Below are 17,034 nucleotides of genomic sequence, written 5' to 3' on the forward strand. Positions count from 1 at the left end.
AACGTGAAGTATTCCGCACTGCGCAAGGCCGTCCTCGACGCCAACTTCGAACTCTATGAAAGCGGGCTCGTCATTTCCACGTTCGGAAATGTCAGCGCCATCGATCGCCACAACGGCATCGTCGCCATCAAGCCGAGCGGCGTCTCCTATAAGGCGATGAACACTAGCGACATCGTCGTCACCGACCTGGATGGCACCATCATCGACGGCGACATGCGCCCGTCGAGCGACCTCGACACCCACATCGAGCTCTACAAGAGCTTCAAGGCGATTGGCGCGATCGTTCACACTCATTCCTTCTACGCCACGGCCTGGGCCCAGTCCGGCCGTGCGATCCCGGCGATGGGGACCACCCATGCCGACTACTTCAACGGCACCATTCCGGTGACCCGGCAACTGACGGACGCTGAGATCCGCGACGACTACGTCCGGAACACCGGGAGGGTGATCGCCGAAGCACTCGGCAACAATGATCCGCTCGCGATTCCCGCGGCGCTGGTAAACGATCATGGCCCGTTTTGCTGGGGTGTCGACGCCGCCGACGCGGTCCACAACGCCGAGATGCTGGAGGCGGTCGCCAGGATCGCGTTCCATTCACGCCAGATCAGCCAGGAGAGTCTCGAAATTTCGGCGGCACTCCTCGATCGGCATTTCCAACGAAAGCACGGAAAGTCGGCCACCTACGGCCAGCCCGCGCGATCAAAGCAGGTATGACGATGTCGATTGTAGCTGGTGTTGATTTTGGCACGCTGAGCGTCCGCGTGACGCTTGCTGATACGGAGCGCGGCCCCCTCGGCACTGCCATCGCGGAATATCCGCTCGGCAGATCTCGCTCCGAGCCCGATCTCGCGACACAGTCGCATGCCGACCACATGGAGGGGCTGGTCCGTGCCATGCGCAGCGTCTCTGACGAATGCGGGATCGATCCGACGACAGTGCGCTCGATTGCTGTCGACACCACCGGATCATCGGTGATCCCGGTGGATCGCAATCTCAATCCTCTGAGCGATTACTATCTCTGGTGCGACCACCGAGCCAAGGCCGAGGCCGAGGAAATCACGGCGACGGCGCACGAGACCCATCTCGAAGCCATCGAATGGTGCGGGGGCACCTACTCGCATGAGTGGGGATTCGCCAAGCTTCTCCATTGGCTCCGGCACAATCCCCGACTCCGCGACCGTTTCGGCACCGCGCTGGAACATTGCGACATGGCTGCCGCCGTCTTGACAGGTGTCACGGACAGCTCCGCCGTGGTTCGAAGTGTGTGCGCGATGGGCCATAAGTGGATGTGGAACCCTAAATGGGGCGGGCTGCCGTCCCAGGCGTTCCTTTCACGCGTCGATCCGCTTTTCGATGGAGTTCGGGAGAAGATCGGTGGGACCTACCAGACTTCTGCCAAGGTTGCCGGCCGCCTGAGCCTCGAATGGGCGGACAAGCTCGGATTGACCGCGGGAATTCCGGTCCCGGTCGGAGCCTTCGATGCGCACTGGGACGCAATTGGAGCAGGCTGCCGTTTGGGCGATGTCGTGAACGTGATCGGGACCTCGACCTGCATCATCGCGGTGAGCGAACGCGTCAAACTGATTCCGGGAGTTTGCGGCGTAGTGCCAGGAAGCGCCCATCCCGACCTAGTCGGCGTCGAGGCTGGCTTATCCGCGACGGGAGACATTTTCGACGCTATTGCTCGCCGCGCATCAACGACGGTCTCGAAACTGTCCGAGGGCCTTGGGAGGATTGAGGGCGGGAAGACGGGCCTCATGCGGTTTTCCTGGGATAATGGTGATCGCACCGTTCTGGTTAGGTCTGATCTTGGGGGCATGACGATCGGCTGGCACCTGGGGCACACTGCACAGGACGAACTCTATGCTGCGATCGAAGGAACGGCGTTCCACACGCGTATCATTCTCGAGCGGATGGAACAGCACGGCGTTCCCGTCCACCGGGTCATCAACGGCGGCGGCGTGCCGCAGAAGAACGCCTTGCTCAACCAGATCTACGCCAACGTGCTCGGCAAGCCGATCCTCGTGCCCGACGGCCTGCCCACCGGACTGGGATCAGGTATCTTCGCAAGCCTTGCATCGAAGGACCACGGAAGCATCGAGACGGCTCAAGCGGCCATGTGCGTCGGCTTCAAGAGGTTCGACCCGGACCCGGCGACCCGCGAGCGCTATGAGATGCTCTACCAGCTCTACAAGCAGGTCTACATGGGATTCGGCACGTCTGGCCGAAGCAACTTCTCCGAGGTCCTCGGCGATATCAAACGCATTGCGGCAGGTGAAGAGGTGCGTTCCGACTTCGGACAGCGGGCGCAGCGGAAGGTAGCCTCATTATGACGAACGCATTCGCGCAGTCGGGCGGCGCGCGCGTCCGGGACTGGAAGACCTCATGACGGCGCTTCCCTCGATACGCGCGATCCAGTCGTTCGTAGCAGCCAGCCGCTTGGGTTCGTTCCTAGAGGCGGCGGCGCAGCTCCAACTCACTCCCTCGGCGATCAGTCACCAGATTCGCCTTATGGAGGAGGACCTCGGGGAGAAGCTGTTCCACCGTATCGGACGCAACGTGTCGCTCACGGATATCGGCGAGCGATACTATCGCGATCTTGCGGAAGCGCTCTCGATTATTGAGCACGCGACGAACGAGGTGTCGAGGCGCAATAGCGTCGACGTTCTCAGTGTGGGATGCGTTCCGAGCCTCGCATCACTCTGGTTGATGCCGCGCCTGCCGATGTTTGAGCAACTCTACCCGAACATCGAGACAAGGTTGCTCTCATCGTCGGATCCGGCCAAGCTGAACGACGGTTCGGTCGACGTCGACATTTGCTTCGGCAGCGTTCCCAAACTCGGCTCGATCGCTGCGGAAGAGTTTCCCCTGGAGACGATCGTAGTCGCGTGTTCGCCGGAAATCGCATCGGGAGAGAAGGCCATCCGAAAGCCGTCCGATCTTCTGGGCCAAGCTTTGATCCGATCGGAGCAGACACTATACAGCTGGCACCAGTGGGCCAAGGACCACAATCTCGAAATTGACCTTACGCGCGGCCCGCGGTTCCGTGACGCGTTCATGGCGATCGCAGCGGCTGTGGAGGGCAGAGGGGTCTGCCTCGAGAGCTACCGCCTGCTAGAGCGCGACGTCGAGAAGGGCAATCTCGTTCTGCCATTCGGCATGACGGGACCCAATATGGGCTGCCACAGCCTCACCTACGTTAGGTCTCGGCTCCGCTCGCCGAAGATCAGCGCGTTCAAGGCCTGGCTAGAGACGGTCTGGACTGATGACAGACAGGTAGTCGAGATCATTCAAAGCAAACCGTTGAACGATGGCCGCCGTCGTATGGCGTGAGAGGACTGCGGATGAGCTGGGAACCCTTCAAGATGTTCGAAGCGATGATTGAAGGCCTGCCTCCATTTGACAAAGAGACCTTGGCTGCAGCCACCCAGATGAGGGATCGTTTCGTTTCGCAGAACTGGCCACCTCAGCCAAAGAGCTTGCGGGAGCCAGCCTGCAGCCCGGGTTGCCAGCGTGCTCCTTCGAGCCTTGGATGCCCTGAAAAGTGATCCTGTACCATTGGGTTACCGGCACCTCGTTTGGGTGCAGACATCGTCGGCGGAAATGCTTCTTCTGTTCGATTTAACGTCACGTGGCTGACCGTTACCGCCACTGATTGCGAGCGATAAAGCCTTGCGATTTAAAGGGAATGCGTTACGAATCCTCACAAGATCACAATAATTGATGTTCCTTTGTGATTTTGTGTTGTTATTTTGCGCGAGGTGCGCCACAATAGGATCGGTTAAAAGGGAGGAAGACTTGTCAGCAGCAGTTTCGATCCGTGATCTCGCGAACGCCATCCGTGTCCTGTCGATCGACGGGGTTGAGGCGGCAAAATCCGGTCACCCCGGTATGCCGATGGGCATGGCGGATGCAGCGGCCGTCCTTTTCGGCAGTCACCTCAAATTCGATGCAAGCGAACCTGGGTGGCCCGACCGGGACCGGTTCGTCTTGTCGAATGGCCATGGTTCGATGCTGCTGTATAGCCTTCTCCACCTGACCGGTTATGAGGATATGACCGTCGAGGAGATTCGCAATTTTCGCCAATGGGGCTCGAAAACACCGGGCCACCCGGAATACGGCCATACAGCCGGCGTAGAGACGACGACCGGTCCACTGGGGCAGGGGATCGCTTCCGCTGTCGGAATGGCTATCGCGGAGCGGCGCCTGGCAGCTGAATTCGGCACTGCGCTCGTCGATCACCACACCTACGTCTTCTGCGGAGACGGATGCCTCATGGAAGGTGTCGGTCAAGAAGCCGCCTCGCTGGCGGGCCACCTTCAGCTCGGCAAGCTGATTGTCCTCTACGACGACAACTCGATTACAATTGACGGTTCCACTGCGATCGCGTTTTCGGAAAATGTCCTCGCGAGATTCGACGCGTACGGATGGCACACCCAACGTGTTGATGGTCATAATCCGCAAGCGATCGACGTAGCGATCTCAAACGCGAAAGCGGATGGATCGAGACCGTCCCTTATCGCTCTGAAAACAGTAATTGGATACGGTTCCCCGTCGAAGGCGGGAACAAGTTCCGTGCACGGCGCGCCGCTGGGCGAAAGCGAAGCCGCCGCTACAAAAGCGGTTTACGGCTGGACGGCGGATGCTTTCGAGGTCCCAACCCAGATCCTGGGAGCATGGCGCGAGATTGGCGCAAAGGGTGCCACGGCGCGCGGGGAGTGGCAAGCGCGGCTCGAAGCAACGGGAGCTGACGTCAAAAGCGAATTTCAGCGTCGAACCGCCGGCTCATTGCCGTCGCACTACGCGGAGGCGGTGAACGCCGCGAAGACGAAACTGCTGGACAAGCCGCAATCGGTGGCCACACGCAAAGCTAGCCAGATTGCCTTGGAGGAGCTGACGGAGTTGCTTCCCGAAATGATCGGCGGCTCGGCGGACCTCACGCACTCGAACTTGACGCGTGTTCGGGCCGTCGACAGTGATTTCACCGCCGTCAGAAGCGGGCGTTATGTCAGCTATGGCGTGAGGGAGTTCGCGATGGCTGCTGCAATGAACGGCATGGCGGTCCACGGCGGGTTCATTCCGTATGGCGGCACTTTCCTTGTGTTCTCCGACTACTGTCGCAATGCCATTCGCGTGGCGGCTCTGATGGGGGCTCGCTCTATCTTCGTGATGACGCATGATTCCATCGGCCTTGGCGAAGACGGCCCGACGCATCAACCAGTCGAGCACCTCGCAAGCCTCAGGGCCATGCCAAACTTGCATGTATTCCGGCCCGCCGACACGATCGAAACGCTTGAATGCTGGGACATTGCGATAAGCAGCAAAAATACGCCATCCGTCCTGGCGCTATCGCGGCAGAATGTTCCCCAACTGCGTACGGAACGCGACGGCTCCAATCGCTGCGCGCGAGGAGCATACGTGCTGCGGGAAGCCAGCATGCAGCGCGCCGTCACGCTCATCGCGACGGGAACGGAAGTTGCGCTCGCGATTCAAGCCGCCGAGGAGCTCGAGGCGAGAAACATTCCAGCTGCAGTCGTTTCAATGCCAAGCTGGGATCTCTTCGAAAAACAAACCAAGGACTATCGACATGCGGTGCTGGGGGACGCACCCCGCATTGCAGTTGAAGCACTCTCGAAGTTCGGCTGGACCAGATATGTGGACAGTGAAGACGACGTCATTGGGATGTCGGGCTTTGGTGCATCCGCGCCGGCGGAGACCTTGTACGAAAAGTTCGGAATTACCCGTGAATCGATTGTCGCGCGCGCTGTTGCGAGGGTGAGGGGCGACCGATGAGTGCTTCGCTAACTCTCACCGGCGAAGGAGCCTCCTCCCAGCACCAGTCGGTCGATGCGTATCTCTCGACATGGGCCGGTAAGGACCAATCGCGTCAGCGCGTGACAGCACTCGTCAACGGAATCTTGGACGCGGCATGTCTTCTATCGGAGCGGATCGCCACCGGTTCGCTGGAGGGCGATCCGGCGCGGCTCGTCGGATCGAATTCCGATGGAGACGCGCAAAAGGCCATCGACGTTGCTTCTCACGAGTTGTTCGTCGAGATACTGGAAAGGGCAGGGGCCGGGTGGATTCTCTCCGAAGAGGCTGATGAGCCGGTTGTGTTGAACGGTTCCGGCTTCGGTGTCGCTATCGATCCAGTCGATGGTTCGGGCAACGTTGGATTGGGCGCCCCGGTGGGCACGATCTTCTCGATCATTCCCTTCACAGAAGGCGAAGACCCATTCCTGACCTCCGGCAGGCGCCAGGTCGCCGCCGGATATGTCTCCTTCGGCAACACGATCGATGTCGGCTTCTCTGTCGGAGACGGAGTTTTGCTGGCGACGATGCATCCACAAGCCGGCGAGTTCTTGATCGTGAGAAGGCAGGTCAAGATACCGACGACCACCTCGGAACTCGCTTTCAACGCGTCTGTTCACCGCCACCTTCAATCTGGTCTCCGCCAGTATGTTCAGGATTGCCTGGCGGGGAGGGACGGGCCGCGTGACCGCGATTTCAACATGCGCTGGCTTGGATCTGCAGTCGGTGAACTCCATCGGATTCTGCTCAGAGGCGGTGTCTTTTTCTACGCCGCCGACAAGAGACCCGGGTATCAAAATGGACGGCTTCGCCTGGTATACGAGGCAAACCCGATCGCGTTCCTGATGGAGCAGGCAGAAGGGCGGGCGACGGATGGCACTTCAGCGATCCTGGACAAGATCCCGACCTCCCACCATTGCCGCACGCCGCTCGTCTTCGGTTCAGCGACCGAGGTCGAATTAATCGCGCGCTATCTCAATTCCAATCGAACCAGCGAGTGAGATTTCATGGCCAGGATTACGCTCCGCCAACTGTTGGACGACGCCGCTGAACGGGGATACGGCGTTCCCGCGTTCAATATCAATAATATGGAGCAGGCGCTTGCCATCATGGAGGCTGCCAACGACACGGATTCGCCTGTCATTTTGCAGGCGAGCCGAGGGGCGCGGGCTTATGTCAACGACATCATGCTTAAGCACATGATGGATGCAGTGACGGAGATCTATCCGCATATCCCCGTTTGCGTCCATCTTGATCACGGAAATGAACCAAGCACCTGCGTCACTGCGATTCAACATGGCTTCACTTCAGTGATGATGGACGGGTCGATCCGTGCCGATGGAAAGACGCCGGCGGACTGGGACTATAACGTTAAGGTCACGAAAGACGTCAGCGAGATCGCTCATTGGGCAGGCGTTTCGGTGGAAGGGGAGCTTGGTGTTCTAGGCTCGCTGGAGACCGGTATGGGCGAAGCCGAAGACGGTCACGGTGTCGAAGGCAAGCTTGATCCACATCAGCTTCTGACCGATCCGGACGAGGCCGCGAAATTCGTCAACGAGACGAAGGTGGACGCGCTTGCCGTCGCAATGGGAACCAGCCACGGCGCCTACAAATTCTCACGTCGCCCGGACGGAGATGTTCTGGCAATGGAAGTGATCGAGGCGATCCACCGGAAGCTGCCGAACACGCATCTCGTCATGCATGGTTCTTCGAGCGTGCCAGAGGAGTTGCAGGAAATCTTCAATCGGTTCGGCGGCCTGATGAAGCCGACCTGGGGCGTGCCGCTTGAGGAAATCTTGCGAGGCATCCGGCATGGCGTACGAAAGGTCAACATTGACACGGATTGCCGTATGGCGATGACGGGTCAGGTGCGCAGAGTGCTGGCCGAGGATCCGAGCGAATTCGACCCTCGCAAGTACTTGAAGCCCGCAATGACGGCACTGTCAAAGCTTTGTCGCGAACGATTCGAGGCGTTCGGAACGGCGGGGCGCGCAAGCTCCATTCACGTCATCCCACTTGCTGAAATGGCGAAGCGGTATCGGGTCGGATCGCTTTAGGTCGGGCAGCGACAACTGAAATGGAAACGCGGTGAAACGGGACATGAACGAGAAGAAGAGCATCTGGATTGGCACTAGCTGGAAGATGAACAAGACGCTCGCCGATGCCGAGCATTTTGTGCGCGGTCTCAAGTCAGGCTCGACGGATCATCCACGCATCCAGCGCTTCGTCATTCCGACTTTCACAGTTCTTCGCGAGGTCAAGGCGATGCTCGCGGAAACCTCCGTCAAGGTCGGCGCCCAGAACATGCATTGGGCCGAACGTGGCGCGTGGACGGGCGAAGTCTCGCCACTGATGCTGAAGGACTGCAAGCTCGATTTGGTCGAACTCGGCCACTCTGAGCGGCGTGAACATTTCGGTGAGACGGATGAAACAGTGGCCCTGAAGACAGAAGCCGCCGTCCGGCACGGTCTCACTCCGCTCATCTGCATAGGTGAGACGTTAAGAGATCGCGACAGCGGAATCGCTTCGAAAATTTTGGCTACCCAGGTGCGTGGCGCGCTTTCGAAATTGACCGCTGCGCAGCAGGAGGCGGAGATCCTCTTTGCCTATGAGCCCGTCTGGGCGATCGGCGAGACGGGTGTTCCGGCGACCGCTGACTACGCTGATGCGCGTCAGGCCGAAATTATTGCTATCGCCGAGGCGGTGGTCGGTCGGAGGGTCCCCTGCCTCTATGGCGGCTCCGTCAATGCCGAAAATTGCGAAGAACTGATTTCGAGCCCGCACATTGATGGGCTTTTCATTGGCCGGTCCGCATGGGAGTTCGAGGGATACCTCGAGATTCTCCGGAAATGCGCCACCAAACTCTAAGGAGAAAAACATGAAGATTGCCGTTGCAGGAGACAGCGCTGGCGAAGGTCTTGCCAAGGTTTTGGCCGAACACCTGAAAGGCCGCTTCGACGTGTATGAAGTGTCCCGAATCGATGCGGACCTCGATGCTTTTTATGCCAATCTGTCCGAACGCGTGGCCTCGGGTGTTCTCGATGGCACGTATGACAAGGCGATTCTCGTTTGTGGAACCGGAATCGGCGTCTGCATCGCAGCGAATAAGGTGCCGGGCATCCGGGCCGCTCTGACGCACGACACCTACTCCGCCGAGCGTGCTGCCCTTTCAAATAACGCGCAGATCATCACGATGGGCGCCCGTGTCATAGGATCGGAGCATGCCAAGGCAATCGCCGACATGTTCCTGGGTAAAACGTTCGATGAGCGTAGCCAATCAGCGGGCAACGTCAGGGCGATCAACGATCTCGACAGCAAGTATCATACGAGCGCACCGACTTTAAGCCGCTAGGCGGATCGGCGCGGATCAACCCGACTGGCGGCTCTGACCGGCCCGACCGCGAATGGGGCGGGCCGTCTACCTACAAGGTTCAGCGGCCGCCTCGACTAAACAGTCGACGGTGATATTTCGTTCAGGACCAAAAACGACGCCGCACTCCAATCACAGTGGGAAGATCAAAGAAACCCCGTCATTTCAGCAACGAAGTGCGGAAGTGTTCCATGTTTTCCTCGACGCTCTCGCGGCTAAGGTCGCCGGTCTTCCTGTCGCGGATCATTTCGAACATGTGTTCATGAAGCCCGACAGCCCGCCACTTGCCACTGACTTCAAGCGATTTCTGGACCCATGGTGCGACCATGTTCAGCACGAAATCCGCAACCACGGCGATCAACGGGTTTCCCGCAGCCTTGTATATGGCTCGATGAAAATCGAGGTCGGCCTTAAGGAGTTCGTCGATTGGGGAGTCCGGGTCATCCGACAGTCTCTTCAGCCGGTCGATGCACTCCCTCATGATGGCAAGATCTTCGTCCGTGCGCCGCAACGAGGCGAGTTCCGAACAGTTACGGTCGAATACGAACCGCAATTCCATCAGCATTTCCGGCGTCGAACTCTGAAGATAGAGTTGGAACATCGCAAGCGGCATTACCGGAAGGCCTTCGTCCTTCCGGATATAATTGCCAAAGCCATGTCGGGTCTCGACGAGACCCGACACCGCAAGTGTCTTAATCGCCTCTCTAATCGGAGTGCGGCTGATGCCGAGAAGCTGAGCCAGCTCCTTTTCATTGGGAAGTTTGTCGCCGGGTCCAAGGTTTCCTTTGGCAATTTCGCCCGTAATATAGTCGAGCGCTATGTCCAACCTGCTTGGGATTTTTTTGGGATCAACAGACAGCATTCCTAGTCACGCTCCAATCAGAAAATCAGGAAGGTACGAGGTCATACCGCGTTTTGCGTTTTCCGACAAATGCCAACGGTCAAGCTGGCCACTTATCAAAGCTATTCGCTGATCTGCCCCAACCGCTTCGAGGCTTTCGGGTCGAACGGAAACATCAGGCCAGCGGCCAGGAATCCGCCGTCGACGTTCAGAGTGTGCCCAGTGATATAGGCAGCTTCGTCGCTCGCCAGGAACACCGCGGCGTCGGCGATTTCCGACGGCTCGCCATAACGACGTTGCGGTACGAGTCGATGATAGGCTTCGCGCGTTTCGACCGTATGCATGACCTTCGACACCTCGGTCAATATCGGACCGGGCGCTATGTTGTTCACGTTGATTCCCGATTCCGCGAGTTCGACCGCCATCACCTTTGTGAGCAGCTCGACGCCGGCCTTTGAGGCTCCATAAGCCGAGCGGCCGACGCCGCCTTTCTGACCGGAGAGTGAAGCAATGTTGATGATCCTCCCATAGCCCTTGGCCGCCATGATGCGCGCGAAGGCCTGCGCCACGAGAAATGTTCCCGTCAGATTGATCCGGACAACGCGCTCGAACTCCTCCCTTGAGCTTTCGAGAAACAGCGTAGTCGCGCCCACACCAGCGTTATTAACGAGTATGTCGACGGTTCCGAATCGGTCGACCGTTGCCTTGACGATCGCCTCCACGTCTTCGGTGACCGAGATATCGGCCGCAACGGCCAGCGCCCGGTCGCCAAGCCGCTCCGCGGCCTCGTCAGCAACATCCCGATCGCGGTCAACGATTACGACGTTCGCGCCTTCGCGAATGTAGGCTTCAGCAATCGCTAGTCCAATGCCCCGGCCAGCGCCGGTCACCACGGCAGTGCGTCCTGACAGTCTCATCTTTTCCTCCATTTTCCGAGATATGAGGTATAAGGTATAAGGTATGACCTTGACAGCGTTATGAGCTGCTTCTATGAGTATTGTCAAGAGTGGAGCACGGCTGAAGTACGGAGGCAGGTATCTTCGGCCGAGGGAAATTGGGAGAATCCGATGACATCAGCTGGTAAGCTCAAGGCCGTATTTTACGGCGACGACTTTACGGGCTCGTCCGAAAATCTGGCACAGTTCCATCGGAGCGGAGTGAAGGCCAAGCTTTATCTGACACGTCCTTCGGTGGACAAAGTGGCCGCAGATTCTCAACATTATGACGTGCTTGGTTTCGCTGGTACCGCGCGGGCATTGTCGGGAGCTGAACTCGCCGAGGAACTGGATAGCGCCTTCTCGATTATGCGCACTCTCGACAGCTCGTTCATTCAATACAAAATCTGCTCGACCTTCGACTCGTCGCCGACTGTCGGAAGCTATGGTGCGGTCCTCGATCGCGCTGCGGCTCATTTCGGCAAAAGGGACGTCTCAGTCCTCGCCGCCACTCCAGATTTTGGACGCTACACCTGTTTCGGAAACCATTTTGCTCGCTTCGCCGACAGGATCGAGCGGCTGGACCGTCACCCAAGCATGTCGCGCCATCCCCGGACCCCAATGCAGGAGGCCGATCTGCGCATGCACCTGGCCCGGCAGACGGACATGGAGTTCATCAACATTACGCTTCCCCTGATCCGGAATCGCTCGGCGATGGACGACCGCGTGTTCAAGGCCTTTCAACAGGGGGTAGGGGTCATTTTCGATGGTCTTGAAAACACTGATCTGGCCGCTGTCGTCGATCTGCTTTGGGCTCAGTCTTCGAGGCTACCTATGTTTGCGCTTGCAGCTCAAGGTCTTGCGCAACAGCTTGGAGCTCATTGGTCACGTTTGGGGCTGCTCTCTTCGCCGAACGCTGTAAAGACGGAAATAACCGGAGTCGAAAATCTGCTGGTGCTGTCCGGCAGCTGCGCGCTCCAGACTGGTCGCCAAATCGCCACGGCGGAAGCTGCTGGCTGGAAGATGGTCCACTTGGATGTCTCCAAGATCGAGTCCGGCGACCATGCCTCGGCAGTTGCCTCGGAGGCTGCTCTAAAGGCCGTCGAAGGCCTCGATCGCGGCCGTCCCACAGTCATTTACACCGCCCGCGGCGAGTCCGGCCGCGTAGAGGGTGGCGATGTCCCAGCCGAACGTTTGGGAGCCATATACTGCGACGTCGCTCGTGCAGTGCGTCGTGTCGTTTCCTTGCCGCGCATCGTTTTTTCCGGCGGTGACAGCTCAAGCTATGCGGTGCGTACGATCGGAGCCGAAGCGCTCGAGATCGCTGTTTTCGACGAAGTTCAGAATTGCCACGTCTGCCGTTTGCAGGCGCCAGGGGACGCCGAGATCGATGGCCTCGAAGTCATGCTGAAGGGCGGGCAGATTGGTGCCGATGATTTTTTCCTCCGCGCCAAGGCGGGCACTGTCGGTTCGGTGGCGGCATAAGGATCGGAAGATGCACAAGAAGATCATCCTCGAAGCTAGGGTCAACGAGTACGCACCGCGTACCTCCAACCCAAATATTCCGTACACCGCCGACGACATCGTTGAGGCTGCCGTCGCAGCTCGAAACGCTGGAGCGGCGATCCTCCATTATCACGCGAGAACTCCGGATGGAGGCGCGACCAACACCGTCGAAGCGAACGCCGAAATCATCCGTAAAGTCAGGGACGCAACGGATCTACTGATCCTCCCGACTCTTGGCTTCATCTCGAATGACTCCGACGCCAAGAGGCGCATCGACACGGTTGCGACACTGGCATTGGATCCGGCCACGCGGCCCGACATCGCTCCGATCGATACGGGATCGGCCAACCTCGAAATTTGGGACGCCGAGAAACGCACCTTCGAAAACCCCGAGCGGTTGTATCTGAACACGACCGAAAGCCTCGCACACTATGCGCGTATCTTAGCCGAAAGAGGCGTGAAGCCGAAATTGGTCTCGTGGTCCGTTGGATTTACGCGTCGCGCCATTGCCCTGATGGATGCAGGTCTCGTGGTTGGTCCTGCCTACTTTCTCCTCCACCTCACGGGAGGGCGATACATCACCGGGCACCCGCCGACCGAGGCTGGTCTGATGGCGCATCTTGCTTTCCTGCCGGACGACAGGCCCGTCGAATGGACGGTCAATTGTCTGGGGGGAAATCTACTGAACATCGCTCCTGCGATTTGCCGCCTGGGCGGCCATATGGCGATTGGCATCGGTGATTACCCCTATCGTGAGTTCGGTACGCCGACAAACGCGGATATCATATCCCGCGCTGTGGAGGTCGCCCAAAAAGTCGGACGCGAGCCTGCCACACCCGACGAGGCTCGCGCGATCCTGGGATTGGAGAGCGCCTAGCGCCAGTGCGGATGCAGCGCGCATGCACGCGCCATAGATTTCGATTTTGTGAGGTATGACGTCATATCATGGTCAACGCAACTGAGAAGATTCAAGCCCTGTCAACCGAGCTGTCGTCGCCGGAACGCGTGCTTCTCCGGGCTGAAGGTGTGCAAAAGTCGTTCAACGGTGTTCCGGCTCTCGTCGACGGACGACTTACTCTAAAGGCCGGTACGGTCCACGCTTTGTGCGGTGGCAATGGGGCGGGTAAGTCCACGTTCCTTAATATCACGATGGGGTTGCTCCGTCGCGATGGAGGAACAGTCGAGATCGATGGTGAACAGGTCGACTTCAAAAGCGCGGCGGACGCTCTGCGCCAAGGGATCGCCATTATCACCCAGGAGCTTTCTCCAGTTCCCGAGATGACCGTCGCCGAGAACCTTTACCTTGGCCGTGAACCGAAGAGGCTTGGGGTTTTTGTCGATTTCGGTCAGATGAGCAAGGACGCCCAAGCGTTCCTAGATGAACTGGGTTTTGAGGTTGACGCCCGTAAGAAGATGGGGGAACTGAGCCTCGCCCAGGTTCAACTCGTCGAAATCGCGAAGGCTCTGAGCTATCGCGCACACATCGTCATCATGGACGAGCCGACGTCGGCGATCGGTGAACACGAAGTCCACGTCTTGTTCAACGCACTCCGCAAGATCACTGCCCGCGGTTCTGCGATTATTTATGTGTCTCACAAACTCACCGAAATCTTCGAGATTGCTGATGAATACACGGTGTTCCGTGATGGCCGCTTCATCGAAACCGGAAACATTAAGGACATCGATCGTCGTCATCTTGTGACGCAGATCGTCGGGCGAGAAGTAAAACTGGTCGAGAAAGGCAAGCCTCTTGAAGACGCGCCGATCCTCCTTTCCGTCTCGAATTTGGCCAGAGGCTCCCACTTCCGGGACATATCACTGGAAGTCGCCTCGGGCGAAGTCGTGGGCATTTACGGGCTGCTCGGGTCCGGACGAACCGAGTTCCTGGAGACGATATTCGGGCTGCATTCGCCTACGGGAGGGGAAGTTGTCTTCAATGGCGGCCGGGTAAAACCTGGGAGTCCAAAGGAGGCGATCCAACGTGGAATGGCGATGGTGACCGAGGATCGCAAGGACAGCGGGCTCGTGCTATCGGCGTCGATCGCTCACAACATCACGCTCTCCTCGCTCGCCTTGATGGCTGTCAGTGGTTTTATCCGAGGCGACAAGGAGCGGAGCGCGGTCAAAGACATGATTGCCTCTCAACGAATCAAATCGGCCTCGCCGGACGTCGCCGTCGAAACATTGTCGGGTGGGAACCAGCAGAAAGTCGTGTTGGCAAGGTGCCTCCTGACGAACCCGAAGCTCCTGATTTGCGACGAGCCGACGCGCGGCATCGATGAAGGTTCGAAACAGGAGATCTACGCGTTCCTGCGCGACTTCGCGGCAAAGGGTAACGGCGTACTCGTAGTTTCTTCCGAGGCACCGGAGATCATGCAGCTGAGCGACCGGATCGCGATTTTCAAGCAGGGCCAGCTCGTCAACATAATCGACGGTGCCGAGGCATCACAACAGACGCTCATGGATTTGGCGAGCTGATCGACAGCGCCAATCGGTCAATGGGAGGATTCGAGTAATGAATACAATCGCTATCGGAAAATCAGGAAGCTTCCGCGCCGGAGAGATCATAAGGCAATTCAGTATTGTCGTGGTTTTCTTCCTGATCGTCGCGTTCTTTTCGTTCGCCAGCCCGTATTTCATGAGTTGGCCGAACTGGCTGAATCTGGTTCGCCAGTCGTCCATCAACGGCATTCTGGCGATCGGTGTCACCTTCGTGATCCTGACCAAAGGCATTGACCTGTCCGTAGGCTCGGTCATGGCAATTGCCGGCATGATCGCGGCCAGCCTGGTAACCGAAACCAACGAACATTTCGTTCTTATCGGCATCTTGGCCGGACTTGCTGTGGGCGCGGGCCTCGGCCTGGTGAACGGCGTCCTCGTGGCGGCAATCAAGGTTCCGCCGTTCGTGGTGACGCTTGGAATGTTGAGCGTGGCCCGCGGTCTGACCTTGATCTTCTCCCAAGGAAGCCCGATCCCCAACCTTTCCGACGCCTACAAGTGGATTGGCTCGGGTCAGGTCATGTACATTCCGGTTCCGATTATCATCCTGTTTCTCGTATTCATCATCGGATGGGTCGTTCTGAATTACACGACCTTCGGTCGCTACGTCTACGCCGTTGGCGGCAATGAGAAAGCTGCGCGTACGAGTGGTATTTCGACGAAAATCATCGTCGGCGCCACCTATGTCATCTCCGGCCTTCTGGCTGGTTTGGCTGGGCTTGTGTTGACCGCACGTACAACTGCGGCACTGCCCCAAGCTGGCATCGGCTACGAGCTCGACGCCATCGCCGCGGTCGTCATCGGCGGCACGAGCCTTGCAGGCGGGCGTGGTTCCTTGCTCGGCACTCTGATTGGCGCGTTGATCATTGGCACCATCAATAACGGCATGGATCTGATGGGGGTGTCGTCTTACTACCAGCAGGTGCTGAAGGGCACCATCATCGTGGTCGCGGTCATCGCCGATCAAATCCGCAAATAACGAATTTCGGAATTGCCGCCGGCGTGGCCGGCGACAATGCCCGGTCATGCAAGGCGTGTTCGGGCAGTTTTTAAACCAGAGGAGATCAAGAAAATGCAGACGTTTAGGAGGAGCCTGCTCAAGGCAGGCGCGGGACTGGTACTGGTCGCGGCGACAATGGCCGGACCAAAACTGGCGTTCGCGGAAGACAAGATCCGCATCGCAGCACTATCGTTCGGCGAGTCCGGCGAATACATGAAGGCCTGGTCGACCGAAATCAAGAACCATCCCGCCGTGAAGTCCGGCGAGGTCGAGATCACCGTCTTCGACGGCAAGTACGACCCGCTGACCCAGGCCAACCAGATCGACACCGCGATCACCCAGCAGTTCAATGCGATCATCATGGCTCCGTTCGACCTTGAGGCCTCGGCACCGCCGATCGACAAGGCCGCCGAAGCGAAAATCCCGCTGATCGTGTCGGCGCTTAAGACGAAGTCGACGAACTACACCGCGTCGATCATCGTCAACGACACCGAAGGCGGCCGCATTATTGCTGAAGAGCTCGGCAAGCGCCTTCCGAACGGGGGCAACGTCGTCCTCATGGAAGGACCGATCGGCCAGTCGGCCCAGATCGAGCGCCGCGCCGGCATCGACGCTGGCCTGGCCAAGTTCCCGAACCTCAAGCTCATCGAGAACAAGACCGGCAACTGGAGCCGCGCCGAAGGTCAGGCTCTGATGGAGAACTGGCTGCTCGCCCATCCGGGCCAGATCAACGGCGTCCTCGCGGAGAATGACGAAATGGCGCTGGGTGCGATCGAAGCGATGAAGAGCTCCGGCATAGACCTCAAGACCGTTCCTGTCCTGGCGATCGACGGTATTCCGGACGCCAAGCGCGCCGTGAAGAAGGGCGAGATGGCGGTTAGCCTTTACAAGTACGCCCGCGCCGAAGGCCAGGGCGCGGTTGACCTCGCTCTTCGCGCGATCAAGGGCGAAAGCTACAAGCCGCAGTCCGAAATCTGGGGCTCGCTGATGGAATGGAAAGACGGCACCCAGAAGGACTACACCGTGCCGTGGCTGATCCTCGATTCCACCAACGTAGAAAAGTACATGTAAT

15 protein-coding genes are annotated in these 17,034 nt (G+C 58.6%); 13 read left to right on the top strand and 2 right to left on the bottom strand.

What is annotated here, in order from left to right; genetic code table 11:
• Positions 1 to 3: 3 nt before the first annotated feature.
• The 8 genes from araD to derI all read left to right on the top strand — a co-directional run bounded on the left by araD (position 4) and on the right by derI (position 9,163).
• Complete coding sequence (gene araD / locus EFB14_RS24255; protein ID WP_097600991.1) at positions 4 to 714, top strand: L-ribulose-5-phosphate 4-epimerase AraD; 711 nt, start codon at positions 4 to 6, stop codon at positions 712 to 714.
• 2 nt (positions 715 to 716) lie between these two features.
• Positions 717 to 2,333 (top strand): ribulokinase, encoded by a 1,617-nt coding sequence (locus EFB14_RS24260; RefSeq protein ID WP_097600990.1) that lies wholly within the window; start codon positions 717 to 719, stop codon positions 2,331 to 2,333.
• Between the two features lie 52 nt (positions 2,334 to 2,385).
• Positions 2,386 to 3,333, top strand: a complete 948-nt coding sequence (locus tag EFB14_RS24265; protein ID WP_097600949.1) for a LysR substrate-binding domain-containing protein — start codon at positions 2,386 to 2,388, stop codon at positions 3,331 to 3,333.
• A 390-nt stretch (positions 3,334 to 3,723) separates the two neighbouring features.
• Positions 3,724 to 5,793, top strand: a complete 2,070-nt coding sequence (gene tkt, locus EFB14_RS24270) for a transketolase (RefSeq protein ID WP_245438303.1) — start codon at positions 3,724 to 3,726, stop codon at positions 5,791 to 5,793.
• On the top strand, positions 5,790 to 6,812 hold the full coding sequence (locus EFB14_RS24275; protein ID WP_097600947.1) for a class 1 fructose-bisphosphatase: 1,023 nt from the start codon (positions 5,790 to 5,792) through the stop codon (positions 6,810 to 6,812). Before tkt ends, EFB14_RS24275 begins: the two co-directional genes overlap by 4 nt.
• A 6-nt stretch (positions 6,813 to 6,818) precedes the next feature.
• Positions 6,819 to 7,868 carry a class II fructose-bisphosphate aldolase gene (gene fba, locus EFB14_RS24280; RefSeq protein WP_097600946.1) on the top strand — a complete coding sequence of 350 codons (1,050 nt, stop codon included), beginning with the start codon at positions 6,819 to 6,821 and terminating at the stop codon, positions 7,866 to 7,868.
• 43 nt (positions 7,869 to 7,911) lie between these two features.
• On the top strand, positions 7,912 to 8,679 hold the full coding sequence (locus EFB14_RS24285) for a triose-phosphate isomerase (protein WP_126829183.1): 768 nt from the start codon (positions 7,912 to 7,914) through the stop codon (positions 8,677 to 8,679).
• 10 nt (positions 8,680 to 8,689) lie between these two features.
• The gene (gene derI / locus EFB14_RS24290) at positions 8,690 to 9,163 is read left to right on the top strand and encodes a D-erythrulose-4-phosphate isomerase (protein WP_097600944.1); all 474 of its coding nucleotides are present in this window, start codon (positions 8,690 to 8,692) and stop codon (positions 9,161 to 9,163) included.
• Between the two features lie 178 nt (positions 9,164 to 9,341).
• On the opposite strand, the gene EFB14_RS24295 is transcribed toward derI, so the two are convergent.
• Both EFB14_RS24295 and EFB14_RS24300 read right to left on the bottom strand, forming a co-directional pair.
• On the bottom strand, positions 9,342 to 10,043 hold the full coding sequence (locus EFB14_RS24295; RefSeq protein ID WP_097600943.1) for a FadR/GntR family transcriptional regulator: 702 nt from the start codon (positions 10,041 to 10,043) through the stop codon (positions 9,342 to 9,344).
• Positions 10,044 to 10,144: 101 nt separating this feature from the next.
• Positions 10,145 to 10,939 (bottom strand): SDR family NAD(P)-dependent oxidoreductase, encoded by a 795-nt coding sequence (locus EFB14_RS24300; RefSeq protein ID WP_097600942.1) that lies wholly within the window; start codon positions 10,937 to 10,939, stop codon positions 10,145 to 10,147.
• Positions 10,940 to 11,089: 150 nt separating this feature from the next.
• Here EFB14_RS24300 and EFB14_RS24305 point away from each other — a divergent pair, with 150 nt between their 5' ends.
• The 5 genes from EFB14_RS24305 to EFB14_RS24325 all read left to right on the top strand — a co-directional run bounded on the left by EFB14_RS24305 (position 11,090) and on the right by EFB14_RS24325 (position 17,033).
• Positions 11,090 to 12,442 (top strand): four-carbon acid sugar kinase family protein, encoded by a 1,353-nt coding sequence (locus EFB14_RS24305; RefSeq protein WP_126829184.1) that lies wholly within the window; start codon positions 11,090 to 11,092, stop codon positions 12,440 to 12,442.
• 10 nt (positions 12,443 to 12,452) lie between these two features.
• A complete protein-coding gene (locus tag EFB14_RS24310; protein WP_097600940.1) occupies positions 12,453 to 13,340 on the top strand; it encodes a beta-keto acid cleavage family enzyme in 888 nt (295 codons plus the stop codon).
• A 68-nt stretch (positions 13,341 to 13,408) separates the two neighbouring features.
• Positions 13,409 to 14,941 carry a sugar ABC transporter ATP-binding protein gene (locus tag EFB14_RS24315; RefSeq protein WP_097600939.1) on the top strand — a complete coding sequence of 511 codons (1,533 nt, stop codon included), beginning with the start codon at positions 13,409 to 13,411 and terminating at the stop codon, positions 14,939 to 14,941.
• Positions 14,942 to 14,978: 37 nt separating this feature from the next.
• Positions 14,979 to 15,941, top strand: coding sequence for an ABC transporter permease (locus EFB14_RS24320; protein WP_097600938.1), 963 nt, complete (start codon positions 14,979 to 14,981; stop codon positions 15,939 to 15,941).
• A gap of 93 nt (positions 15,942 to 16,034) precedes the next feature.
• Positions 16,035 to 17,033 (top strand): substrate-binding domain-containing protein, encoded by a 999-nt coding sequence (locus tag EFB14_RS24325; protein ID WP_097600937.1) that lies wholly within the window; start codon positions 16,035 to 16,037, stop codon positions 17,031 to 17,033.
• Position 17,034: the final 1 nt, after the last annotated feature.

Origin of the sequence: Rhizobium fabae (genome assembly GCF_003985135.1) — a bacterium.
Lineage (GTDB): Bacteria > Pseudomonadota > Alphaproteobacteria > Rhizobiales > Rhizobiaceae > Rhizobium > Rhizobium pisi.